This is a genomic window from Jannaschia formosa (assembly GCF_003340555.1).
Taxonomy (GTDB): domain Bacteria; phylum Pseudomonadota; class Alphaproteobacteria; order Rhodobacterales; family Rhodobacteraceae; genus Jannaschia; species Jannaschia formosa.
On the sequence record NZ_QPLJ01000004.1, the window covers coordinates 158,507 to 181,402 of the forward strand.

At 72.1% G+C, this 22,896-nt stretch carries 19 protein-coding genes; 13 read left to right on the forward strand and 6 right to left on the reverse strand.

The features are described from left to right. Positions 1–14: 14 nt before the first annotated feature. Complete coding sequence (truA, locus tag DR046_RS06530; protein WP_115381159.1) at positions 15–788, forward strand: tRNA pseudouridine(38-40) synthase TruA; 774 nt, start codon at positions 15–17, stop codon at positions 786–788. Here truA and DR046_RS06535 read toward each other — a convergent pair. Both DR046_RS06535 and DR046_RS06540 read right to left on the reverse strand, forming a co-directional pair. Continuing rightward, positions 758–1,225 carry a MarR family winged helix-turn-helix transcriptional regulator gene (locus tag DR046_RS06535; protein WP_115381161.1) on the reverse strand — a complete coding sequence of 156 codons (468 nt, stop codon included), beginning with the start codon at positions 1,223–1,225 and terminating at the stop codon, positions 758–760. The genes truA and DR046_RS06535 overlap by 31 nt on opposite strands. Next, positions 1,226–2,326: a nitroreductase family protein gene (locus DR046_RS06540; protein ID WP_115381358.1), complete on the reverse strand. Its 1,101-nt coding sequence runs from the start codon at positions 2,324–2,326 to the stop codon at positions 1,226–1,228. A 165-nt stretch (positions 2,327–2,491) separates the two neighbouring features. On the opposite strand from DR046_RS06540, the gene DR046_RS06545 reads away from it, so the two are divergent. From DR046_RS06545 to DR046_RS06555, 3 genes are all read left to right on the forward strand, one after another. Next, entirely contained in the window at positions 2,492–2,833 is a 342-nt protein-coding gene (locus tag DR046_RS06545) for an ArsR/SmtB family transcription factor (RefSeq protein WP_115381163.1), read from the forward strand. After that, positions 2,830–3,312 (forward strand): SRPBCC family protein, encoded by a 483-nt coding sequence (locus tag DR046_RS06550; protein ID WP_115381164.1) that lies wholly within the window; start codon positions 2,830–2,832, stop codon positions 3,310–3,312. The genes DR046_RS06545 and DR046_RS06550 overlap by 4 nt, the downstream gene beginning before the upstream one ends. A gap of 109 nt (positions 3,313–3,421) precedes the next feature. Continuing rightward, complete coding sequence (locus DR046_RS06555) at positions 3,422–4,606, forward strand: alpha-hydroxy acid oxidase (protein ID WP_115381166.1); 1,185 nt, start codon at positions 3,422–3,424, stop codon at positions 4,604–4,606. Here DR046_RS06555 and DR046_RS06560 read toward each other — a convergent pair. After that, positions 4,569–5,717, reverse strand: coding sequence for an MFS transporter (locus tag DR046_RS06560; RefSeq protein WP_115381168.1), 1,149 nt, complete (start codon positions 5,715–5,717; stop codon positions 4,569–4,571). The genes DR046_RS06555 and DR046_RS06560 overlap by 38 nt on opposite strands. 289 nt (positions 5,718–6,006) lie before the next feature. On the opposite strand from DR046_RS06560, the gene DR046_RS06565 reads away from it, so the two are divergent. The 3 genes from DR046_RS06565 (at position 6,007) to DR046_RS06575 (ending at position 10,225) form a co-directional block, all read left to right on the forward strand. Further along, the gene (locus tag DR046_RS06565) at positions 6,007–7,404 is read left to right on the forward strand and encodes a YcjX family GTP-binding protein (protein ID WP_115381170.1); all 1,398 of its coding nucleotides are present in this window, start codon (positions 6,007–6,009) and stop codon (positions 7,402–7,404) included. 89 nt (positions 7,405–7,493) lie between these two features. After that, positions 7,494–8,573 carry a YcjF family protein gene (locus DR046_RS06570; RefSeq protein WP_115381172.1) on the forward strand — a complete coding sequence of 360 codons (1,080 nt, stop codon included), beginning with the start codon at positions 7,494–7,496 and terminating at the stop codon, positions 8,571–8,573. Next, entirely contained in the window at positions 8,573–10,225 is a 1,653-nt protein-coding gene (locus DR046_RS06575; RefSeq protein WP_115381174.1) for an FAD-dependent oxidoreductase, read from the forward strand. Before DR046_RS06570 ends, DR046_RS06575 begins: the two co-directional genes overlap by 1 nt. A gap of 178 nt (positions 10,226–10,403) precedes the next feature. Here DR046_RS06575 and DR046_RS06580 read toward each other — a convergent pair whose 3' ends face one another. Further along, a complete protein-coding gene (locus tag DR046_RS06580; RefSeq protein WP_115381176.1) occupies positions 10,404–11,636 on the reverse strand; it encodes an FAD-dependent oxidoreductase in 1,233 nt (410 codons plus the stop codon). Between the two features lie 174 nt (positions 11,637–11,810). Here DR046_RS06580 and ileS point away from each other — a divergent pair, with 174 nt between their 5' ends. From ileS to DR046_RS06595, 4 genes are all read left to right on the forward strand, one after another. Beyond that, the gene (gene ileS, locus DR046_RS06585) at positions 11,811–14,798 is read left to right on the forward strand and encodes an isoleucine--tRNA ligase (protein ID WP_115381178.1); all 2,988 of its coding nucleotides are present in this window, start codon (positions 11,811–11,813) and stop codon (positions 14,796–14,798) included. 91 nt (positions 14,799–14,889) lie between these two features. Continuing rightward, positions 14,890–15,051, forward strand: a complete 162-nt coding sequence (locus DR046_RS23570; protein ID WP_167766942.1) for a hypothetical protein — start codon at positions 14,890–14,892, stop codon at positions 15,049–15,051. A gap of 326 nt (positions 15,052–15,377) precedes the next feature. Beyond that, entirely contained in the window at positions 15,378–16,547 is a 1,170-nt protein-coding gene (locus DR046_RS06590) for a sensor histidine kinase (protein WP_115381180.1), read from the forward strand. After that, the gene (locus tag DR046_RS06595; RefSeq protein WP_245190827.1) at positions 16,544–16,801 is read left to right on the forward strand and encodes a DUF3253 domain-containing protein; all 258 of its coding nucleotides are present in this window, start codon (positions 16,544–16,546) and stop codon (positions 16,799–16,801) included. The genes DR046_RS06590 and DR046_RS06595 overlap by 4 nt, the downstream gene beginning before the upstream one ends. Before the next feature lie 255 nt (positions 16,802–17,056). On the opposite strand, the gene cobO is transcribed toward DR046_RS06595, so the two are convergent. After that, positions 17,057–17,668 carry a cob(I)yrinic acid a,c-diamide adenosyltransferase gene (cobO, locus tag DR046_RS06600; protein ID WP_115381181.1) on the reverse strand — a complete coding sequence of 204 codons (612 nt, stop codon included), beginning with the start codon at positions 17,666–17,668 and terminating at the stop codon, positions 17,057–17,059. A 105-nt stretch (positions 17,669–17,773) separates the two neighbouring features. On the opposite strand from cobO, the gene DR046_RS06605 reads away from it, so the two are divergent. After that, the gene (locus DR046_RS06605) at positions 17,774–18,061 is read left to right on the forward strand and encodes a hypothetical protein (protein WP_115381183.1); all 288 of its coding nucleotides are present in this window, start codon (positions 17,774–17,776) and stop codon (positions 18,059–18,061) included. A gap of 198 nt (positions 18,062–18,259) precedes the next feature. On the opposite strand, the gene cobN is transcribed toward DR046_RS06605, so the two are convergent. Beyond that, the gene (cobN, locus tag DR046_RS06610) at positions 18,260–21,907 is read right to left on the reverse strand and encodes a cobaltochelatase subunit CobN (RefSeq protein ID WP_115381185.1); all 3,648 of its coding nucleotides are present in this window, start codon (positions 21,905–21,907) and stop codon (positions 18,260–18,262) included. A 58-nt stretch (positions 21,908–21,965) separates the two neighbouring features. Here cobN and DR046_RS06615 point away from each other — a divergent pair, with 58 nt between their 5' ends. Further along, positions 21,966–22,889, forward strand: a complete 924-nt coding sequence (locus DR046_RS06615) for a pseudouridine-5'-phosphate glycosidase (protein WP_115381187.1) — start codon at positions 21,966–21,968, stop codon at positions 22,887–22,889. The last annotated feature ends 7 nt before the right edge of the window (positions 22,890–22,896 follow it).

Genomic DNA, 22,896 nt, shown 5'->3' on the forward strand with positions numbered 1-22,896 from the left:
GCGCCTGACCCGCGATGCCCCGCCACGCCCTCCGCGTCGAGTATGACGGCCGCCCCTTCGCCGGGTGGCAGCGCCAGGACGGCCCCCCCTCCGTCCAGCAGACGCTGGAGGAGGCGCTGCGCGCGTTGGAGCCGGACATGCCCTCCATCGGCGCGGCCGGGCGGACGGATGCGGGGGTCCACGCGACCGGGCAGGTGGCCCATGCGGACCTGGCGAAGGACTGGGACCCGTTCCGCCTGTCCGAGGCGGTCAACTGGCACCTGAAGCCCGCCCCGGTGGCCATCACCGCCTGCGTCCGTGTCGCGGACGACTGGCATGCCCGCTTTTCCGCCATCGAGCGGCGCTACACCTTCCGCATCGTCGCCCGCCGTGCGCCGCTGACGCTGGACGCCGGGCAGGCGTGGCGGGTCATCGGCCCGCTCGACGCGGGGCTGATGCGCGACGGCGCGGCGCATCTGGTCGGGCATCACGACTTCACGACCTTCCGCGCCTCGATCTGCCAGGCGAAGTCGCCGGTGAAGACGCTCGACGAGATCACCGTCGAGGAGTGCCCCACCCCCGGCGGGCAGGAGATCCGCCTGCATCTGCGCGCGCGGTCCTTCCTGCACAACCAGGTCCGCTCCATCGCCGGCACGCTGGAGCGGGTCGGGGCGGGCGCATGGCCGCCGGAGCGCGTCGCCGAGGCGCTGCAGGCCCGCGACCGCGCCGCCTGCGGCCCGGTCGCGCCCCCGGACGGGCTGTGCCTGACCGGTGTGGGCTACGAGGCCGACCCGTTCCGGTCGCGATAGCCGTCGAGGAAGACGCGCAGCTCCGTCAGCCGCTCCAGCAGCACCGCGCGCCCCTCTGCGTCGGTCGCGTCGATCACCGCCGCAAGGTCCGGGGCCAGCGCCGCGATGGCGTCGTCCCGGAAGCGCCGGCCCGCCTCGGTCAGCCAGACGGTCTTGGAACGCCCGTCGGTCGGATGCGGGCGCAGTTCGACCCAGCCGTGGCGCACGGCGCCCGAGATCGTGTGGGTCATCGTGTTCTTCGGAACCTGGAAGGCGCGGGCCAGAGCCAGCGGGGTGCGCCCGTCCTCGACCCGGATCAGGTGGTTGAGCAGCGAGAAATGCGGCAGCCCCGCCCCCTCGGGCAGCCGCGCCTCGAACATGGCGCGGCTGAGTTGCGAGACGATGCCGATCTCGTTGAAGATGGCGAAGGTCTCGCGCAGGGCGTCGTCGTCTTGCATTCAGGTCCTCAGCCGCGTCTCCAGCGACCAGCGCGGGGTGCGGGCCGTCCGCTCTCCGTAGCCCAGCAGGCCGATCATTTGAACCGTCCCGCCCTCGGGCGCCAGCAGCGCGTGAACGGCGGCGTGATGCTCCGCCATCTCGGGATATTCCTGCAGCGCCTGGCTTACGGGGCGCAGCGCCAGCCCGGCACCGGTCGCGGCCAGGTTCAGCCGCAGCCAGCGCCGCCCGGTCTCGATCTGGTCGGCGCGGGTGTTGGTCGCCGTCACCTGGCTGACGGTGGCAGGCACGGCGAGGATCGCCGCCGCGGTGGCCTCGATATTCGCCCTGGTCCCGGCGTTCCCCGGGTCCATCGCCGCCTCGCGGGTCAGGACCCCCGCCAGGGCCAGGCTCTCCATCAGCGGCCCGCCAAGGTCGATGCCGTCCGGATTGGCCTCGATCTCGGCGCGGCCGATTCGCAGCAGGTCGATGCTCTCCTTCAGGGCGGCGGGGGTGTGCATCTCGGTCAGCCAGGCGTCATGGGCGATCCGTTGCAGCGCGGCATGGGTCGCCCCGCCATGGACGGTGGCGAAGGGCTCCAGGACGGCCGCCTCGTCGCCGACGGGCCGGTCGAGGAAGCCCTCCTTGTGCGTGCGCCGGTCCAGCGCATGCACGAAGAGCGGGTCGGGCGTGCCGCCAGGCGACAGGGTCATCACCGCCACCGGCCCCTCCTCGCCCTCGGGGTAGAGCCGCGTCTGCGCCGCCAGCCCCTCCTCGGCGGCGGCCATGCGGGTCAGCTCCAGAAAGCAGCCCATGCCGATGGTGAGCTGCCGCGCGAAGGGGTCGGTGACCGGCAGGTCGCGGGCCGGGTCGCGCCAGATCGCGATGGTGTCCTCGCCGCGCAGCTCCGCCTCCCAGGGCTGGCGGTTGTGCGGGTTGGGCGCCAGCAGGCCCCAGCTCAGTGCGCGCAGGCGCGGATCGGGATAGGCGCCCGCCCGGTCCCAGGGCGCCAGCGCGGCATGGGGCGTGCGGGTGGTCAGGAAGGCGGCCGAGGCGGCGGTGGCGGCGAAGATCGTGCCTCCGCCCAGCAGGGCGAGCGTCTTGCGGCGGGAGAGGTCGGGCATGGTCGGCTCCATTGGTTCAATGTCGAACAAGATAGTTCAACATTGAACCAGATGCAAGCGCCGACTCCGCCTGTCCGTCCGAGGCGCCTTTCGCGCAGCGCCGCCCGGCGCAAGCCCCTTGAGAATCCGCTTGTCCGCAAGCACCGGACCCGCATACTTAGCTACATGGCTAAGTATGACGACAGGCTCGACCGCCATTTCTCCGCGCTGGGCGACGCGACCCGGCGCAGCATCCTTGCCCGCCTCGCGCGGGGCAGGGCGACCGTCGGCGAACTGGCGGCGCCCCATGACATGTCCCTGCCGTCCTTCCTGGGCCATCTGAGGAAGCTGGAGGAGGCAGGCCTGATCACCACCGCGAAGGACGGGCGCGTGCGCGTCTGCCAGCTCGCCCCGGACGCGTTTGCACCGGCGCAGGACTGGCTGGCCGAGCAGCGCGAGATCTGGACCGGCCGGCTGGACCGTTTCGACGCCTATGTCGCCACCCTGAAGAATGAGCGAGACCCATGACCCTGGACCCCTCTACCGACCTGACCTTCACCCGCAGGCTCGACGCACCGCGCGCGCTTCTGTGGGAATGCTGGACCACGCCCGCGCATCTGAAGCATTTCTTCGTGCCGAAGCCGCACGAGTTGGTGGATTGCGAGATCGACCTGCGGCCGGGCGGGCGCTTCAACACGACCTTCCGCGTCGACGGCAACGAGATGCGCAATGACGGCGTCTGGCTGGAGGTGGTCGAGGGCCGCCGCCTCGTCTTCACCGACGCCTATTCCGAGGGCTGGAAACCCGCGCCCGACCCGTTCCTGACTGCCATCGTGGACTTCGAGGATCATCCCGACGGCGGCACCAGCTATACCGCGACGGCGCGCCACCGCTCGTCCGAGGCGCGGCAGCGCCACGAGGAGATGGGGTTCTTCGAAGGCTGGGGCACGGTCGCGACGCAGCTCGAGGCTCATGCCAGGTCGCTGCGCCCCGGCGTCCCCGGCTGAGCGGCGCGTCGGCCGGATGCGGCGACGCCGCGGCGCGCGCTGGATTGCGCGGCGGCACGCCGTTGGTTAGGAATCCTTACCAATCCGCCGCACCGCCCCGAGGACGCCCATGCCCCCCGTCATCACCAGTATCGACGACCTGCACGCCATCTACCGGCGCCGCGTCCCGAAGATGTTCTACGACTACTGCCAGTCGGGCAGCTGGACCGAGCAGACCTATCGCGAGAACGAGACCGACTTCGCCGAGATCCGCCTGCGCCAGCGCGTCGCCGTCGACATGGAGGGCCGGTCGCTGAAGACCACGATGGTGGGCCGCGAGGTGACGATGCCGGTGGCGCTGGCGCCGGTCGGCCTGACGGGCATGCAGCATGCCGACGGAGAGATTCTCGCCGCCCAGGCCGCCGAGGATTTCGGCGTTCCCTTCACCCTTTCCACCATGTCGATCTGCTCGATCGAGGACGTGGCGCGCAAGACCAATGCGCCGTTCTGGTTCCAGCTCTATGTGATGCGCGACGAGGAGTTCGTCGACAACTTGATCTCCCGGGCCGAGGCGGCGGGCTGCGATGCGCTGGTCATCACGCTCGACCTCCAGATCCTCGGCCAGCGCCACAAGGACCTCAAGAACGGCCTCTCGGCCCCGCCAAAGATGACGCCGGCCACCATCGCCAACCTCGCCACCAAGATCGGCTGGGGGATGGAGATGATGGGCACGCCGCGCCGCAAGTTCGGCAACATCGTGGGCCATGCGAAGGGCGTGACCGACGTCTCGTCACTGACTTCCTGGACGGCCGAGCAGTTCGACCCCCGGCTCGACTGGGGCAAGATCCGCAAGCTGCGCGACAAGTGGAAGGGCAAGGTCATCCTGAAGGGCATCCTCGACGCCGAGGACGCGCGGCTCGCACTCGACATGGGCGCCGACGCCATCGTCGTGTCGAACCACGGCGGCCGCCAGCTCGACGGGGCGCTCAGCTCGATCCGGGTGCTGCCCGACATCGTCGAGGCCGTGGGCGACAAGATCGAGGTCCACATGGATGGCGGCATCCGCTCGGGCCAGGACGTGCTGAAGGCCGTCGCGCTGGGCGCGCGCGCCACCTATATCGGCCGCGCCTTCATCTACGGGCTGGGCGCGATGGGCCGGAGGGGCGTGACCCAGGCGCTGGAGGTCATCCGCAAGGAGCTGGACACCACCATGGCGCTCTGCGGCGAGAAGGACATCCACGATGTCGGCCCGCATGTCACGCTGGTGCCCAAGGGCTTCAGGGGCGAGTGGGAGCGACCCGCGCCGAATAGCTGAGCGGCCAGAGCATCGCGAGCAGCAGCGCCACGCAGGCGAAGGCCCAGCGCAGCCCGAACACCCCCGCTCCCAGTCCCATCAGGGCGGGGGCGAGGAAGAAGCCCGTGAAGCCGATCACCGCGACCCGCGCGATCACCGCCGTCCTCTGGCGCGGCGCGGCCAGCCGCCCCGCCAGTGCCAGCCCCATCGGCCCGATCACCGAGATGCCCAGCCCCTGCAGGCCGAAGCCGACATAGGCCACCGCCGGGGAGGGCGCCGCCGCCGCGATCAGCACGCCGATGACGGCGAGCCCGGTGGCGAGGCGGATCACCATCAGCTCCGACAGCCGCGCCGCGACCGCCTGGCCCGAGAACCGCCCGACCGCCATCGTCAGGCCCAGCATCGCCGGGCCGAACGCGCCCTCGGCCGCGCCGCCGCCCAGCGTGCGCTCGATATGCAGGGCCGACCAGGCCTCGACCGTGGCCTCGCCCATGAAGGCGATCAGCACGATCGTCCCGCAGACCGCGACCAGCGACAGGGGCAGGGCGACCTTCGGCCCTGTGCCGTCCTCGTCCTGCGGGGCGACCTCCATCCACTGGAAGGGCGCCGTGGCGAGGATCAGCAGGCCGGTGACGGCGAAGATCGCCTCCGGCCCCCAGCCCGCCTCGCGCATCGCGCCCGTCAGCAGCGCCGAGATCGCGTAGGCGACCGAGAACATCGCATGGTTGACGTTCATCAGGCTCTGCCCGGTGCGCGCCTCGACCTCCGAGACACGGGCGTTCATCACCACATCGGTCAGCCCGCTGAACCCGCCCAGCACGACCAGCACGAGGAACAGCGACAGCGTGCTGACCCCGGCCCAGCCGGGCAGCGTCGCCATCAGCCCCAGCATCACCGTCCCCATCGGCATCGCCCAGGATCCGAGCAGCCGGTCCCACCGCGCCGCCGCCCAGAGCGTCGTCGACAGCCCGATTGCCGTCCCCAGCAGCAGCAGGCCGAAGGTCGTGTCGTCCACCCCGATCCGCGCTTTCAGCACCGGCGCCATCGCGGCGAAGCAACCCCAGGTCAGGCCGACTGCCATGAAGGCGGCGACAGGCGCGCGGCTGAGCGCGAGGGAGGAGAGGATCGTCATGGGCAACGGCCTTCGATGCGGGGCAACCGGGCCGGTCAACACGCTCGGGCAGGCGGTGGCAAGGGGGGGGTGACGCGGGTGGAGCAGGGCTCGTCCCGGCGCGCCCCGACGGGTCCAAGCGCGGGAGGCGCCCCCGGGGGATGGCTCGTCGCGCGGGGTGACGTGGAGGGAAGACTTCTTTCCCGGCAGGGCCGCGCGCCACGGCCGCAGGCGTCCGGTCGCGCGCCTGTTCACCCCCGCGCGCATGTCCCCTATGTATCCCCGAACGGCGAGACGAAGGACGACGCGCATGATCGGACGGCTGGCGGATGCGGTGACGCGCGGGGTGGGGGACGTCACGGCACGCGTCACCGATGTCTTCGACCCGACCGTCAGGCTCGGCGTCACCGGGCTCAGCCGCGCCGGCAAGACGGTGTTCATCACCTCGCTCGTCGCCAACCTGATGGACCGGGGCCGGATGGCGGCCTTCTCGCCCTCGGCCCGGATCGAGACGGCCTTCCTGCAACCCCAGCCCGACGACACCATCCCCCGCTTCGACTTCGAGCGGCACCTCGCCTCGCTCACCTCGCGCGAGCCGCGCTGGCCCGACGGCACCCGCGCCGTCTCGGAACTGCGGCTGTCCCTGAAGATCCAGCCCCGCGGCCTGCTTGGCGGCATGCGCGGCGCCCGGGTCGTGCATCTCGACATCGTCGACTATCCCGGCGAGTGGCTGCTGGACCTGGGCCTCATCGGCAAAAGCTACGACGACTGGTCCGACCGCGCGCTCCACCGCCTGCGCGACTGGGGCGCGACCGGCTACCTGACCGAGATGGAGAACGCCGACCCCGCCGCGAAGCTGGCGGAGCCGACCGCCCAGGCGCTGGCCCGTGCCTACACCGACGCCCTGCGCGAGGCCCGCGAGGCCGGCGCCTACGACCTGACCCCCGGACGCTTCCTGCTGCCCGGCGATCTCGAAGGCTCTCCGGCGCTGACCTTCGCGCCCCTGCCGCCGGGAGACAGCCCTCGCGGCTCGCTGCGGCGCGAGATGGAACGGCGGTTCGAGGCCTACAAGGCCAAGGTCGTGCAGCCCTTCTTCCGGGACCATTTCTCGCGCCTCGACCGACAGGTGGTGTTGCTCGACGTGCTCGGCGCCATCCGCCGCGGCCCCCGCGCGGTCGAGGAGATGCGCGCCGCCATCGCCGACATCCTGCAGGCGTTCAAGCCGGGCAGGCTGAACTGGCTTCTGGGCCTGCTCGGCGCGCGCCGCGTCGACCGGGTGCTGTTCGCGGCGACCAAGGCAGACCACCTGCATCACAGCCAGCACGCCCGCCTGACCGACATCCTCGACGGCATGGTCTCCGACGCGCGCCGCCGTGCCGACTTTGCGGGCGCCCGCACCGAGGTGCTGGCGCTGGCCGCCCTGCGCGCCACGGTCGAGGAAACCCGCGAGCACAAGGGCGAGACCCTGCCCGTCGTCCGCGGACGCCTGCTGGAGACGGGGCGCGAGGCGGCGCTCTATCCCGGAGAGCTGCCGCCCGACGCCTCCCACATCCTCACCCCCGCGCTGGAGGGCGCCGAGGACTGGCTCGGCGCCGATTACGACATCATGGACTTCGCCCCCGCGCCGCTGACGCTGCGCCCGAACGAGGGCCCGCCCTTCATCCGGCTGGACCGGGCGGCGGAATTCCTGCTGGCCGATCGGCTCTAGGCGCGGCGGCCTCCGGTCGACCGGCGACGCCTCCTTTGCAACCGGGCATGCCGACCATATCTCTCCGCAAGACCCCGACGGAGGCCCGCATGACCACCCCGCCCCGGACCCCGCCGCGCAAGGGCGGGATCCTCTTCGAGATCGACGCGCCTCCCGAGACGCCGCGCGGCCCCCGCCCCGGCACCGAGCTGCCGCCCGAGCCCGCCGCCGGGCCGGGCGCCTTCGACCCGGCCTCCGCCCCGCCCGTCCCCGACGAGGAAGTCGCGCCGTCCCCCTCCGGCCGCGCCATGCAGACCGTGGCCCTTCTCGCCGCGCGCAAGGAACACTCGCTGGCGAAGTGGGTCTGGACGACGCTCGGCGCCGTGCTGTCCTTCGTTCTGGGCGTCGCCGCCTGGGAATTCGTGACCGCGATGCTCGCCGCCAACCCGATCCTCGGCTGGATCGCGGCGCTGCTGATCGGGGCGTTCCTGCTGGCCTGCTCCGCCGTCATCATCCGGGAACTCAGCGCGCTGTCGCGGCTGGACCGGATCGACGGCATCCGGCGGCAGGCCGCCGCCGTCACCGACCTGACCTCCGCCCGCAAGCTGTCGGACCGCATCGTCTCCTTCTACGCGGGCCGCCCCGACACGCGCTGGGGCCGCGAGGCGCTGGCCGCGCGGCGCGACGACATCCGCGACGCGCCCGCCCTCGTCGCCGAGATCGAGCGCGACCTGCTCGCCCCGCTCGACGCCGCCGCGGCGAAGGAGGTCGAGGCCGCCGCCCGTCAGGTCGCCCTCGTCACGGCGGTCGTGCCGCTGGCGCTGGCCGACGTGGTCGCGGCCCTGACCTCGAACCTGCGCATGATCCGCCGCATCGCGCTGATCTACGGCGGCCGGGCGGGCACGCTGGGGTCGTGGCGGCTGGCGCGCACGGTCCTGACCCATCTCGCCGCCACCGGCGCGGTTGCCGTGGGCGACGACCTGATCCATTCCGTCGCGGGCGGCGGTGTCCTCGCCCGCGTCTCGCGCCGCTTCGGCGAGGGGCTGGTCAACGGCGCTCTGACCGCGCGCGTGGGCCTCGCCGCGATGGAAGTCTGCCGCCCGCTGCCGTTCACGAACACCCGCCCGCCCCGCATCACCGAACTCATCGGCCGCTCGCTCACCGGCCTCTTCGACCGAAAGGACGCCTGATGGAAAGCCTTGCCGCCGACCTGCGCACCATGGCCCGCACACCCCTGACCGAGGCCCATGTCGCCCGCATCCGCGAGATCGGGCAGGAGATCGACGCCGCTCCCGGGGAATTCCTTGCTGAACTCGGCGCGCCGCAGGAGCGGTTCATCTACGTGCTCGAAGGCGAACTCGAGGCGGTCGATCCCGTCACCGGCGGCCGCTACGGTGACGGCGCGACGTTGGGGCCGGGCCAGTTCGCTGGCGAGATCAGCTTCCTGACCGGGGCCGCCTCGATGCTGCCGATCCGGGCAGTCAGCGCCTCGCGCCTGCTGGTGGCCGATCGCGCGCCGATGCTGCGCCTGATGCAGGACGTCCCCGAAATATCCGACATCGTCGTCACGGTCCTCGCCGCGCGCCGCCGCCGCCTGCTGGAGGGCGACCAGGCTTCGCTCACGCTGATCGGCATGGACCGCGACCGCGACATCCGCATGATCGGCGCCTTCGCCGCCCGCAACCGCATCCCGTTCCGCGCGCTCGACCTCGACACGGACGAGGCCGGAGAGCTGGCCCGCGCCTGTGACCTCGCCCCGAGGCACCCGGCGGTGGTCTATGGCAGGGACAGGGTCATCGAGAACCCGACGCCGCGGAAGGTCGCGCAGCTCTACGGGCTCGACCTCACCTTCGACGACGGCGCGATCCATGACGTGCTCATCGTCGGCGGCGGCCCTGCGGGCATCTCCGCCGCGGTCTATGCCGGGGCCGAGGGGCTCTCGGCGCTGGTCGTCGAGGACGCCACCATCGGCGGGCAGGCGGGCACCTCCAGCCGGATCGAGAACTACATGGGCTTTCCCACGGGCATCTCCGGCGCGGACCTCTGCTGGCGCGGCGAGGTCCAGGCGATGAAGTTCGGCACCCGCTTCGCCGTACCGCGCCGGGCCACCGCGCTCGCCCGCCGCCCCGACGGCACCTTCTGCGTCACGCTCGACGACGAAACCGAGACCTGCGCCCGCGCGCTCGTCATCGCCACCGGCGTCCAGTACCGCCGCCTGCCGCTCGACGGGCTGGAGCGGCTGGAGGGCGCGGGCGTCTACTACGCCGCGACCGAGACCGCGGCGCGGTTCTGCCGCGACTGCGAGGTCGTCATCATCGGCGGAGGCAACTCGGCGGGGCAGGCGGCCATGTTCCTGTCGCGCCACGCGAAATGCGTGCACCTTCTGGTCCGGGGCGACAGCCTCGCCGCCTCCATGTCCTCCTACCTGTCCTCGCGGCTGGAGGCCGATCCGTCCATCCGCATCCGCTACCGGACTGAGGTCGCGGCGCTCCACGGCGACGCCCATCTGGGGGCGGTCACGCTGAAGGGCGCGGGCGTCGCGCCGGGAGAGGAGCGGGTCGAGACCCGCGGCCTGTTCGTCATGGTCGGCGCCGCGCCCAACACGGGCTGGCTGGGCGGTGCGGCGGCCTGCGACGGCAAGGGCTTCTTGCTGACCGGCGACGCGGTCGGCAGCGACAGCCCATATGGCACCTCCGCCGAGGGCATTTTCGCCGTGGGCGACGTGCGCGCCGGATCGGTCAAGCGCGTGGCGAGCGCGGTCGGCGAGGGCTCCGTCGTGATCTCCAAGGTCTGGGAGCACGTGTCCCGCCAGAAGGAGGAGACGGAACTGGCCGCCGAGTAGGGCGCCCGACGAAGGCACCCGACGCCTCAGCGCCGCGCGAAGGCCCTCTCGCGCCGTTTCGGCGGCAGCAGGGCGGGGAGCAGGACGATCATCGCGGTGCCGATCAGGGCAAGGGCAAGGGGTGTGGTCATGGCGGGTCCTCCTGCCCCGACACTGACCGCCAATCGTGAAGGTCAGGTTAAGGCGCGGGAGGATATCCGTGATCTGGCCTGGCACCTCCGATCCTCGACGCCGCCGCCGTCCCGCCCTCCGCCAACCCTGCCATAACCGGCGGCACCATCGTCCCGCGCACCAGCGCGGGCAGGATGCGGCGCGCGGGCCAGGCCCGCGACAGCGGGACCAGCACATGGTCGCGCAGCATCGGCAGCACCCGGCTGTCGGACTGGTATTGCGGCGTGAAGGCCCGGCTCATCGCCTGATAGGCCGCGACATGCAGCCGCCGCGCGTTCCACATCCGCGCCCCGGCCTCCGCGACCGGCCCCGTCCGCAGCGCCAGCCGCAGCGCATGGGCGTCGAGCAGCGCCATGTTCGCCCCCTGTCCCAGCTGCGGCGAGGCCCGGTGCCAGGCATCGCCCAGATGCACGATCCCGTCGTCCCAGGGCCGCCGCAGCGTCCCGTGCGAATAGCGCGCCATCGTCATCTGGTCATGCGCGGTCACGCCGCCCAGGAACGGCGCCATCGCGGGCCAGAGCGTGCAGGCCTCCGCCTTCCAGGCCTCCAGCGGGCGGGCCAGCCAGGCCGCGTGCCCGCCACGCGGCATCGACCAGAAGATCGCCGCCATCTCCGGCCCCTCCGGCTCGGGCCGCCCGATCGGCAGCACCCCCAGCATCCGGTCGGCGCGGAGGTAGCACTGGCGCAGCTCGTCCCGCGGCAGCTCCGTCCCCGCGGGCCAGGGGACGTTGCCCCAGATCGCGCCGAAGGGCAGCGTGCGGGCGCGGAGCGGCGACAGGACCGACCCGGACCCCGCCGCGTCGACCAGCAGGTCGAAGGGCTCGGTCGGACCGCCGGCGGTCAGAAGCCGCCCGCCCTCCCGCCCGGTCACCGCCGCGCCCAGCCGCAGCTCCGCCCCCGCGGCCCGTGCCGCCGCCAGCAGGACCCCGTGCAGCGCCGCGCGGTGGACGGCGAGGCCCGTGCGCCCGCGCCCCTCGACGTCGTAGGTCACGTCCAGCACCACCCGGCCCGACCGCGCCTCGTGCCCCGACATCCGCGTGATCGCCCGGCCCCGCGGGCGCAGCTCCGCGCCCAGCCCGTCCAGCACCGCCAGCCCTACCGGCTGCACCACGAGGCCCGAGCCCACGGCCCGCGGCTCGTCCCAGCGGTCGAAGACCGTCACGCGATGCCCGTCCGCCGCCAGCCCCGCGGCGGCGGCAAGCCCGCCGATCCCCGCCCCCGCGATCCCGATCCGTGCCATCCGGCCCTCCTTGCCGTCTCCGTCTCTCCCTGCCTATAAGGCGCGCGATGACGGGACGAACGGTCATATCGACGCGAATTATCCCCCCGGCGCCCTGATCTTCGGGGCGGCCGGGCCAAGGCGCTGCGGGACGCGCGCCGCCTCTCCCCAACCGTATTCCGAAGGACGCCCGAGATGACCTCCGAGGCCCCCGACTACAAGTCGACCCTGAACCTGCCCAAGACCGACTTCCCGATGCGCGCGGGCCTGCCCAAGCGCGAGCCGGGCTGGCTGGCCCGCTGGCAGGAGATCGGCGTCTACGACCGCCTGCGCGAGAAGCAGGGCCGCACGCCCTTCACGCTCCATGACGGGCCGCCCTACGCCAACGGCAACCTCCATATCGGCCACGCGCTCAACAAGACGCTGAAGGACATGGTCGTGCGCTCGCGCCAGATGATGGGCTTCGACGCGCGCTACGTGCCCGGCTGGGACTGCCACGGCCTGCCGATCGAGTGGAAGATCGAGGAGAAGTATCGCCAGAAGGGGCAGGACAAGGACGCGGTCGACGTGGTCGAGTTCCGCCGCGAATGCCGCGACTTCGCCGCCGGCTGGGTCGACGTCCAGCGAGAGGAGTTCAAGCGCCTCGGCGTCACCGGCAACTGGGCCGATCCCTACCTGACGATGGCCCATCACGCCGAGGCGGTGATCGCGGCCGAATTCCAGACCTTCCTGATGAACGGGCTGGTCTACCAGGGCTCCAAGCCGGTGATGTGGTCCCCGGTCGAGAAGACCGCGCTGGCCGAGGCCGAGGTCGAGTATCACGACCGCCAGACCGACGCGATCTGGGTCGCCTTCCCGGTCACCGACGCGCAATCCGACCTCTACGACCGCGAGACGGCCTATGCCGAGGAGGAGGAGCTGCAGAGCGCCCGCGCGGCCGAGACCGCTGCCAACCTGTCGCGCCAGAAGCAGCTCGAGGCGGCGCAGGTCGTGATCTGGACCACCACGCCCTGGACCATCCCCCAGAACCGGGCGATCTGCTTCGGACCCGGCATCGACTACGGCCTCTACGAGGTGACGGACACGCCCGGGGAATGCTGGGCGACCAGGGGCGATCTCTACCTCATCGCCGACGCGCTGGCCGAGCAGACGCTGGCCGCCGCGCGGCTGGAACCCGGCCAGTGGCGTCGCCTGCGCCCCGTCCAGCCCGAGGAACTGGCCTCGGTCAAGTGCGCCCACCCCCTGCGCGGGGCCGAGGGGGCAGGGGGCGAGTGGGACTACCCCGTGCCGCTCTTCCCCGGCGACCACGTCACCGACGATGCAGGGACAGGCTTCGTCCACACCGCGCCCAGCCATGGCGACGACGACTACGCCATCGGCCTGAAGCACGGGCTGCCGATGACCTACAACATCGAGGCCGACGGCTCCTACCGCGCGGACCTGCCGTTCTTCGGCGGCGAGGCGATCCTCAAGCCCGACGGCAAGCCCGGCGGCGCCAACAAGGCCGTGATCGACAAGATGGTCGAGACCGGCGCCCTGCTGGCCCGCAAGCGCATCACCATCTCGGACGCCCATAGCTGGCGGTCGAAGGCGCCCGTCATCCGCCTGAACCGCCCGCAATGGTTCGCCGCCATCGACCGCCCCGTCGGCGACGGCAAGGACGAATACGGCGAGACGGTGCGCGCCCGCGCCCTGACCTCCATCGACCAGCTCGTGGAATGGACGCCGAAGACCGGCCGCAATCGCCTCCATTCGATGATCGAGAACCGCCCCGACTGGGTGCTCTCGCGCCAGCGCGCCTGGGGCGTGCCGCTGACCGCCTTCACGAAGCGCGGCGCCAGGGCCAGCGACCCGGACTTCCTGCTGCGCGACGAGGCCGTCAACAAGCGCATCATCGACGCCTTCGAAGCCGAGGGCGCCGATGCCTGGTATGCCCCCGGCGCCAAGGAACGCTTCCTCGCCCCGGACCACGACCCCGAGGCTTTCGACAAGGTCGACGACATCCTCGACGTCTGGTTCGACTCGGGCTCGACCCACGCCTTCGTCCTGCGCGACCGCGCGGACGGCACCGAGGACGGCATCGCCGACGTCTATCTCGAAGGCACCGACCAGCATCGCGGCTGGTTCCATTCCTCGATGCTGCAGGCCTGCGGCACCAAGGGCCGCGCGCCCTATCGCGCCGTCGTCACCCACGGCTTCACGCTGGACGAGAAGGGCATGAAGATGTCCAAGTCCATCGGCAACACCATCGCGCCGCAGGACGTGGTCGACCAGTACGGCGCCGACATCCTGCGGCTCTGGGTGGCACAGGTGGACTACACCGCCGACCACCGCATCGGGCCCGAGATCCTGAAGGGCGTGGCCGACGGCTACCGGCGGCTGCGCAACACCCTGCGCTTCCTGCTGGGCTCGCTCTCGGACTACCGCCCCGCCGACGAGGCCGATCCGCTGGAGATGCCGGAGCTCGAACGCTGGGTCCTCCACCGCCTCTCCGAACTCGACGAGCAGGTCCGCGACGCCTATGCCCGCTACGACTTCGCCGAGGTCCACCAGCTCATCTTCCACTTCGCGACCGTCGACCTGTCGGCCTTCTACTTCGATATCCGCAAGGACGCGCTCTATTGCGACGGCGATACGACGCGCCGCCGCTCCGCCCGCACGGTCCTGCGCCTCCTGCACGAGCGGCTGACGACCTGGCTCGCCCCGATCCTGCCCTTCACCATGGAGGAGGTCTGGCTGGAGGTGCATCCGGGCGACGACTCCTCGGTCCACCTGCAGGACTTCCCCGAACCGCGCCCCGACTGGCGCGACGACGCGCTCGCGGCCAAGTGGCAGACCATCCGCCGCACCCGCCGCGCCGTGACCGGCGCCCTGGAAGTCGCCCGCCGCGACAAGGTGATCGGCAGCTCGCTGGAGGCCGCGCCCCTCGTCCATGTCGATGCCGGGACGGCCGCGATCCTGGCGGAGGCCGCCTTCGACGACATCTGCATCGTCTCGGATATCGAGGTCTCGACCGACCCCGCCCCCGAAGGCGCCTTCCGCCCCGAAGGGGACGACAGCGTCGCCGTCGTCTTCCGCCACGCCGAGGGCGGCAAGTGCCAGCGCTGCTGGAAGGTGCTGCCCGACGTCGGCCACCACGGCCATGACGGCGTCTGCGGCCGCTGCGACGACGCCCTGTCCTGACCGGACCCGACGGCTGGCCCGAGGCGGCCGTCGGGTTCCTCGCGGCACACCTGACCCGGCGGGAAGACCCGCCGGGTTGAACCACATGTCCATGAGCGCCCAACGGATGGCGGTCATGGCCCTCGCCGCGCCGGGTCACCCGGAGCAGACGGACCGGGGCGCCGTCGCCGATCCGCCCCTGCCGGCGGCGCTGCCAGCCGGGGACGACGCTTGCGTCCCCGTCGCCGCCCCGGCCTGCCAGAGCAGCGTCTGATCTGCTACCGCCTCAGGACGGCTCCCCTCCGCCGCCGCCTGCGCCCGACCTCGCCGCCGCCCACACTCTCGCGCCCCGCTCCGGGCCGAGTTCCCGCGCGCCCTCCGTCTCCCGACCGAAAGACACGCCGCGTGGAGCGCAGCGGACGCCCCGATCCCGCCCTCTCGCCCGCCCCCCATCGGCAACCTTCCGCCGACCCCCCAAACCGTGACCGGCGCAGCGCAGAACCCTCGGACTTGCAACGCTTAACGGCTGACAGCCCCGTTCGACCCGAATAAGGATGAGGCGCCGCCTGCACGGCGCCGCTCCGCAGAGGAAACGGGCCCATGAATCACATGGATTTCTCGCAATACATGCCCCACGGCATGTGCCTCCTCTGGGAGCCGTGGCTGGTCGGCCTCTGGGTGCTGTCGGACACGCTCATCTCGCTCAGCTACTTCGCGATCCCCTTCGCGATTCTCCGGGTGCTTCGCGCCCGGCCCGACATCCGCTTCCGCGGGCTGATGGCGCTCTTCGCCTCGTTCATCATGCTCTGCGGCCTGACCCATGTGCTGTCGATCGTGACGCTCTGGTTCCCGATCTACCCGCCGATGGGCTGGGTGAAGCTCGCGACGGGGCTCGTATCGATGACCACGGCCATCGTGCTCTTCCGCCTCGTCCCGGTCCTCCGCACGATCCCCAGCCCGGCCCAGCTCCAGGCGGCGAACGACGAGCTGCGCGCCGCCATCGGCCAGCGCGACGCGACGCTCGACGACCTCCGCCGCCTCCAGGCGGAGCTCGAGGCCCGCGTCGAGGCGCGCACGGCCGAACTGGCCGAGGCCAACGACCGCACCGAGATCGCCATGCGCGAGGCCGTCCACCGCAGCGTCAACCTGCTCGCCGTCGTCAACGCCCTCGCCCGGCAGAGCGCGCGCGGCGTGACCGAGCTCGCCGCCTTCATCACGGCCTTCACCGGCCGGATCGACGCGCTGGCCCGGGCCACGACGGCGGTGATGCGCGACGGCTCCGAGACCGGCGCTTGGGTCGAGACGGTGGCCCGCGACCAGCTCGAGCCGCTGCTGATGACCTTCGGGTCGCGTCTCGCCATCTCCGGCCCGCCGGTCCGGACCGGCACGAGCGCCGCCCAGCACCTGGCGCTCGCCTTCCACGAACTCGGAACCAACGCGCAGAAATACGGCGCGCTGTCGAGCGAGACGGGGCAGGTGCAGCTCAGCTGGGAGGTCGAGCGGACCGAGGGAGGCGAGGACATGTTCCGCGTGACCTGGCGCGAGACGACCAGCGCCCCCCCGCCCCGGGGCAGCCTCGGCGCCGGAACGGGCTTCGGCGCGCGTCTCCTTACCAGCGTCGTGCCTGCCGCCCTCGGCGGCGCGGCCGATCACCGGATCGAGCCCGAGGGCGTTGTCTGGACCCTGCGCGCCCCGCTCGCCGCCCTCGTCCCGACCGAGGCCCGGCGGACGCAGCCGCGGCCGGGCGACGCCGCACCGCTGACGGCGTGACCGCCAGCCCGACGGATGCACGGATCGCCGCCACGATCCTGCGCCTGACCGAGGCCCGCACGCCGCGAACCATCTGCCCCTCCGAGGCCGCCCGCGCCCTCTCGGCCGACTGGCGCCCGCTCATGCCACGCATCCGCGCCGTCGCCGCGACCCTGCCCCAGATCGAGGCGACCCAAGGCGGCGCCCGCGTCGATGCCGAGACAGCGATAGGGCCCATCTGCCTCCGCCGCCTCCGGCCCGGTCGCCCGGGTTGACGCGCCGGCGGGCGCCGTCGGCCCGGAAGGACCCCGTCGCTCCTCCCCGGACCTCGCACCCCGACAGCCTCGCCCGACACCGCGGCGCCCCCGCCTCCCTCATCTCGCCCGAAATACCTCGGGGGGAGTCGCCAAAGGCGACGGGGGGCAGAGCCCCCCTCCCACGATTGCCGCACGAACCACCCTCACCGGGCAGCAGACCGTGCGCGGATCGCGTATGACGGGGATCCGACGCGGATCACCCGTGGATCATACCTAGAATTCCACCCCCGCCTGCGCCTTCACGCCCGACCGGAACGGGTGCTTGATCAGCTCCATCTCGGTGGCGAGATCGGCCAGTTCCAGCACCTCTTCCTTGGCGTTCCGGCCGGTCAGGACGACATGGGTCATCGCCGGCCTGTTCGCCTTCAGCCAGGCCACCACCTCGCCCGCATCGAGATAGTCGTAGCGCAGCGCGATATTGATTTCGTCCAGCAATACCATCCGGTTGCGCTCGTCGAGGATCAGCTCCTTCGCCTTCGCCCAGGCCGCCTGCGCCATCTCCATGTCGCGCGACTTGTCCTGCGTCTCCCAGGTGAATCCCTCGCCCATCGTGTGGAAGTCGCAAAGATCCGAGAAATGCGCCGCGATCAGGTCCCGCTCGCCCGTGCCCATGCCGCCCTTGATGAACTGCACGACCGCGCAAGGCATGCCATGCGCGATGCACCGGAAGATCATCCCGAAGGCACTGGAAGACTTGCCTTTTCCCTTGCCGGTATGGACGATGACGAGGCCGCGCTCCTCGGTCTTCGTCGCCATGATCTTGTCGCGGGCGGCCTTCTTCTTCGCCATCTTGGCGTTGTGGCGGTCGGTGTCGTCGTCGCTCATGATCCGGTCCCGTTCTGGCTCCGCAGGACTGTCCGGCGCGGGGGAGCCGAGGTCAAGCGGAGGCCGGTTAACCCTTCGTTAAGCGTGAAGCGCGATGCTGCGCGCATGTGGCGCCTCCTCGCTCTCCTCCCGCTCTTCGCCTGCGGCATGCCTCACCCGATGGACGGGCTGGTCGAGTCCGGCACCGCGACGGGCAACGGTTACAGCTACCGCGTGAACTGGAATCGGACCGAGGCGCAGGCGACGCGCACCAACGCCACCTGGCGCCCCGACCTGGCGGAGGTCACGCGCGGCGCGATCCTCGCCACGGAGGAGGTGACGGGCTGCGCGGTCCTGCCCGGCACGACCGTCGGCGACGTGGCCCTGCTCAGGATGCGGCTCGACTGTCCTTAGCGCCCCGCGGAACACGGTCCGGCAAGGCGCGCGGCCCCTTATCGCACCCCCAGCGAACTGAGACCGCTGCGCCGACCCGTCCCGCGTGACGGTGATCCGTGAAAGCCGGCCGCATGCGCCGGAGGGCACAGGCCCGCTCCTCTTCGGATGATCCAAGACAAAGAAAATGTTTTGAATCAATATCTTGGACTGGAGATTTCAGGCACCGGCGCTCCGTCCATGCCGCGCGATCAGCCCCCGCGCCGCGTTCGACCGGGGATGCCACAGCCCGCGCTCCACCGCCTCGGCCAGCCGGTCGGCGATGTCGGCCAGGGCCGGGGCGTTCACCTCCGCGATCCAGTCCCGGACTTCCTCGTTCTCCAGCACGGCGGCGGCCACGAGGTCGAAATGGTGGTCCCGCACCGCCCCCGTCGTCGCCGCGAAGGCAAAGAGGTAGTCCACGCTCGCCGCGATCTCGAAGGCGCCCTTGTAGCCGTGCCGGCGCACCCCCGCGATCCATTTCGGGTTCACCACGCGGGACCGGACGACGCGCCCGATCTCCTCCTCCAGCGTCCGGATCACGGGCCGTTCGGGCCGGGAATGGTCGTTGTGGTAGATCGGCCGGGCGCTGCCCTGGATCGCCTCGACCGCTGCGGCAGCACCCCCCTCGAACTGATAATAGTCATCGGAATCGAGCAGGTCGTGCTCCCGGTTGTCCTGGTTCTGGACGATCGCCTCGACCTGCCCCAGCCGCTGGCGCAACCCGTCATGGTCGGCCGTGCCCTCTCCCGCCCCATAGGCATAGCCGCCCCACTCGACATAGGCCGCGCCGAGATCGGCGGCGTCGTGCCACAACCGCTCGTCGATCATCGCCTGCAGCCCCGCGCCATAGGCGCCGGGCTTCGACCCGTAGACCCGCGCCATGCCCTCTCCGGCGCGCGCCCGCGCCGCGGCCGGGTTCACGTCCTCGGGTTCCTCCAGCGCCTGCACCGCGCGCGCGGCACCGTCCACCAGCGCCATCTGCTGCGGGAAGGCGTCGCGGAAGAAGCCCGAGACCCGCAGCGTCACGTCCACGCGGGGCCGCCCCAGGGCAGTGTGCGGAATGATCTCCCAGCCGACGACGCGGCGGTTCGCGCTGTCCCAACGCGGCTTCACCCCCATCAACGCCAGCGCCTGCGCGATGTCGTCGCCGCCGGTGCGCATGTTCGCCGTGCCCCAGGCGGTCAGCAGCATCGCGCGGGGCCAATCGCCTTGGTCCTGAAGATGCCGCTCGATCAGCAGGTTGGCGCTCTTCCAGCCGAGCTTCCAGGCGGTGGGCGTCGGCACGGCGCGGCTGTCGACCGAATAGAAGTTGCGCCCGGTCGGAAGGACGTCCGGCCGCCCGCGGGTGGGGGCGCCGGACGGCGCAGGGGCGACGAATTGCCCTGCAAGGGCGGTGAGGAGCCCCTCTCCCTCGGCCGGGCCGCAGCGCCGCAGCGTGGCGCGCAAGGCGCGGGCCTCCTCCAGCGCGGTGGCCGTCACCGGACCGGGCGCGGGCGCCTCGCCCCGCAGCAGCCGGGCCGAACAGGCCTCGATCCGTTCGACCGTGTCGCCATGGCTGCGCCACGCGCCCTCGCCGCCCAGGATCTCGGGGTGCGGCCCCTCCCAGGGCGCGGCCATGTCGCAGTCGAGCGGGTCGAAGCCCAGTCCCAGATCGGCGGCGATGGCGCGGGGCAGGGAGGCCCCCTCGCCGCGCGGCAGGCGCATCAGCGCCTGCAGCAGGTCGTCCTCCAGCCGCCCCTCCGGCGAGACACCAAAGACATGCAGCCCGTCGCGGATCTGCGCCTCCTTCAACTCGCAGAGATAGGCGTCGAGCTTCGCCAGATCCCCCTCGCCCCCGTCGAACCCGGCATCGAGGTCCAGCCCCGTGACCGAGGCCAGCGACAGGATGTCGGCGCGCAGGCTCTCGATCCGGCGCGGGTCGAGCCCCGCCGCCTCGTAATACTCGTCCACCAGCGCCTCGAGGTCGCGCATCGGCCCGTAGCTCTCGGCCCGGGTCAGCGGCGGGGTGAGGTGGTCCACGATCACCGCCTGCGCCCGCCGCTTGGCCTGCGTGCCCTCGCCGGGGTCGTTGACGATGAACGGGTAGACATGCGGCATCGGCCCCAGCGCGATCTCGGGCCAGTCCTCGGCGCCCAGGGCGACCGCGCGGCCGGGCAGCCACTCCAGATTGCCGTGCTTGCCCATGTGGACCACCGCGTCCGCGTTCGCCCGAAGCCAGGCGTAGAAGGCGAGGTAGCCATGCGGCGGCACCAGATCGGGCGCGTGGTAGCTGTCGGTCGGGTCCACGTTGTAGCCCCGCGCCGGTTGCAGGCCGACGGTCGCGCGGCCGAAGCGGTGGATCGACAGGGCGAATCCGCCGCGCTCCGGGTCGAAGAACGGATCGTCCTCGGGCGCGCCCCAACGGTCGGCCAGCGCCTGCCGCGCCGACAGGGGCAAGGCGTCGTGAAAGGCGCGGTAGTCCTCCAGCGCCAGCAACTCGCCGCCCGCCCGCTCCGCCCGGTCGGTCAGCCAGTTCGTAGGACCGGCCAGCAGCCGCGCCATCAGTGCCGCGCTGTCGGGCGGAAGGTCTTCGCCGGCATGGCCCGCCCCTTCCAGCAGGCGCAGGACATGGACGGTTGCTGCTGGCGTGTCGAGCCCGACGCCGTTCGCCAGCCGCCCGTCCCGGTTTGGGTAGTTCGCCAGCACCAGCGCCACCCGCCGCTCCGACGGCGCCTGCCGGCGCAACCGGCACCAGGCGGCCAGCAGGTCAGCTACGAAGCCGATGCGGTCGCCATCCGCCTTCCACGTCGCGATCGGGCACTGGGTCGCCTCGTCGAAGAAGGCCTCGCCCTTGAAGCCCACCGCGCGCGTCAGGACCCGGCCGTCCAGCTCCGGCAGGGCCACGTTCATGGCGATGTCGCGGGCCGAGAGGCCGGTCGTGCCCTCGGCCCAGGCGGCCTCGGTCCCGCCCGACAGGACGGCCTGGAAGACGGGCGCGCGGTTGGCCCATGGGGCGGCGAGAGGGTTCGCCTCCGCGTCGCCCACGGCGAAGCTGGTCAGGTTCAGGATCGCGTCTGGTGGCGCCTCGCCGAACAGCGCCTCCAGCGTCGCCGCCGAGACCGGGTCCTTCAGCGAGGCCACGAAGACCGGCATCGGGTTCAGCCCGGCGCGCAGCAGCGCCCGCACCAGCCGGTTCACCGGGTTCAGCCCCGCCCCCTGCAACAGCGCGCGGTAGAAGACGACCGGCACCACCGGCGCGCCCTCGGTCCAGGCCGCGCGGAGATCGGCCACCCCGGCCTCCTCCGCGCCGGGCCAGTAGAGGCCCGCGCGCAGCAGCGGCCGGGCCGGCGCGGGCCGGGGCGCACCGTCCAGCATGGCCTTCGCATGGGCGAGGAAGGTCGCGGCATTGCCGGGGCCCCCTTCGACGAGGCAGGACCAGAGCGCGTCGTAATCCTCGCCCAAGACGGTCGACAAGTCGCGCAGCTCCGCGTCGGGCTTGTCGTCGCCGGGAAGGGCGGCGAAGGGCACGCCCGCTTCGTGCAGGCGGGCGGCATATTGCTCCAGCCCGTAGGTCCAGTAGCCGCGCCCGCCCAGCACCCGCGCGACGACCAGCCGGGAGCGCGTGGCGCAGGCGTCGAGATGCAGGTCCACCGACATCGGGTGGCGCAGGTGCATCAGGCTCGCAAGCCGCAGCCCGGGCGGCTCCGCCATCTCGGCGCGGGCGGCCGACAGCATCGCCAGCTCCGTATCGGCGGCGGAGATGACGACGAGGTCGGCAGGCGTCTGGCCGAGATCGACGGGCTCGCCGTCGTCCACGGCACCGGGCTGGGCGGCGAGAAGGTGCATCCGGGGGGTTTGCGGGAGCCGGGCGCCTCGTGCAAGAGGGGCGCCGGAGGTGGCCGCCATGACCCGCAAGATCAGACCGCAGATGACCGACGAAGTGGCGATGGCCGTGACGCAGGGCCGACCCGTCGTGGCGCTGGAAAGCACCATCATCAGCCACGGCATGCCCTGGCCGAGGAATGCCGAGACCGCCCTGCAGGTCGAGGACGCCGTGCGCGCCGAGGGCGCCGTGCCCGCCACGATCGCGGTGATCGACGGCACGCTCTGCGCCGGGCTGAGTGCTGCGCAGGTCGAGCGGCTGGGCCGCGACACCTCGGTGGTCAAGGCCGCCTCGCGCGATCTCGGCGCCTGCATCGCCAAGCGGCGCAGCGCCGGAACGACGGTCAGCGCGACGATGCGGATCGCCTCGCTGGCCGGGATCGGCATCTTCGCCACGGGTGGGATCGGCGGCGTCCATCGCGGCGACGGCATGGACGTGAGCGCCGACCTCACCGAACTGGCCGCGACGGACGTGCTGGTCGTCTGCGCCGGGGTCAAGTCGATCCTCGACATCCCCCGCACGCTGGAGATGCTGGAGACCTTGCGCGTCCCCGTCGCGGTCTTCGGCGCCGACGCCTTCCCCGCCTTCTACACCCGCGATTCGGGCGTCGTCGCCGGCGAGCGGTACGACGACCCCGCCCTGATCGCCGCCGCGCGGGCCGCCAACGCGGGCGTGGGGCTCGGCGCCGGAATGCTGGTCGCGAACCCGATCCCGGTGGAGGCCGCGCTGGACGCCGCAGGGATCTCGGCCACGATCGACGCGGCCCTCGCCGAGGCCGAAGCGCAGGGAATCACGGGACAGGCCGTCACCCCGTTTCTGCTGGGGCGTCTGAACGAGAGCACGGACGGGACTGCGCTGGCGGCCAACATCGCGCTGGTCCTGAACAACGCCCGGCTCGCGGCGCGGATCGCCGTGGCCGGGGCAGGGGGCGGGACCTGGGTCTGAGGCCGGT

Bases quoted from the DNA above. Each gene is read 5' to 3' on its own strand.
- DR046_RS06560 (WP_115381168.1), bottom strand. From the start codon at position 5,717: ATGACGATCCTCTCCTCCCTCGCGCTCAGCCGCGCGCCTGTCGCCGCC.
- DR046_RS06535 (WP_115381161.1), bottom strand. From the start codon at position 1,225: ATGCAAGACGACGACGCCCTGCGCGAGACCTTCGCCATCTTCAACGAG.
- DR046_RS23570 (WP_167766942.1), top strand. From the start codon at position 14,890: ATGAGCGCCCAACGGATGGCGGTCATGGCCCTCGCCGCGCCGGGTCAC.
- DR046_RS06605 (WP_115381183.1), top strand. From the start codon at position 17,774: ATGTGGCGCCTCCTCGCTCTCCTCCCGCTCTTCGCCTGCGGCATGCCT.
- DR046_RS06590 (WP_115381180.1), top strand. From the start codon at position 15,378: ATGAATCACATGGATTTCTCGCAATACATGCCCCACGGCATGTGCCTC.
- DR046_RS06550 (WP_115381164.1), top strand. From the start codon at position 2,830: ATGACCCTGGACCCCTCTACCGACCTGACCTTCACCCGCAGGCTCGAC.
- DR046_RS06540 (WP_115381358.1), bottom strand. From the start codon at position 2,326: ATGCCCGACCTCTCCCGCCGCAAGACGCTCGCCCTGCTGGGCGGAGGC.
- DR046_RS06575 (WP_115381174.1), top strand. From the start codon at position 8,573: ATGGAAAGCCTTGCCGCCGACCTGCGCACCATGGCCCGCACACCCCTG.
- DR046_RS06580 (WP_115381176.1), bottom strand. From the start codon at position 11,636: ATGGCACGGATCGGGATCGCGGGGGCGGGGATCGGCGGGCTTGCCGCC.
- DR046_RS06555 (WP_115381166.1), top strand. From the start codon at position 3,422: ATGCCCCCCGTCATCACCAGTATCGACGACCTGCACGCCATCTACCGG.
- cobO (WP_115381181.1), bottom strand. From the start codon at position 17,668: ATGAGCGACGACGACACCGACCGCCACAACGCCAAGATGGCGAAGAAG.
- truA (WP_115381159.1), top strand. From the start codon at position 15: ATGCCCCGCCACGCCCTCCGCGTCGAGTATGACGGCCGCCCCTTCGCC.
- ileS (WP_115381178.1), top strand. From the start codon at position 11,811: ATGACCTCCGAGGCCCCCGACTACAAGTCGACCCTGAACCTGCCCAAG.
- cobN (WP_115381185.1), bottom strand. From the start codon at position 21,907: ATGCACCTTCTCGCCGCCCAGCCCGGTGCCGTGGACGACGGCGAGCCC.
- DR046_RS06570 (WP_115381172.1), top strand. From the start codon at position 7,494: ATGACCACCCCGCCCCGGACCCCGCCGCGCAAGGGCGGGATCCTCTTC.
- DR046_RS06545 (WP_115381163.1), top strand. From the start codon at position 2,492: ATGGCTAAGTATGACGACAGGCTCGACCGCCATTTCTCCGCGCTGGGC.
- DR046_RS06615 (WP_115381187.1), top strand. From the start codon at position 21,966: ATGACCCGCAAGATCAGACCGCAGATGACCGACGAAGTGGCGATGGCC.
- DR046_RS06565 (WP_115381170.1), top strand. From the start codon at position 6,007: ATGATCGGACGGCTGGCGGATGCGGTGACGCGCGGGGTGGGGGACGTC.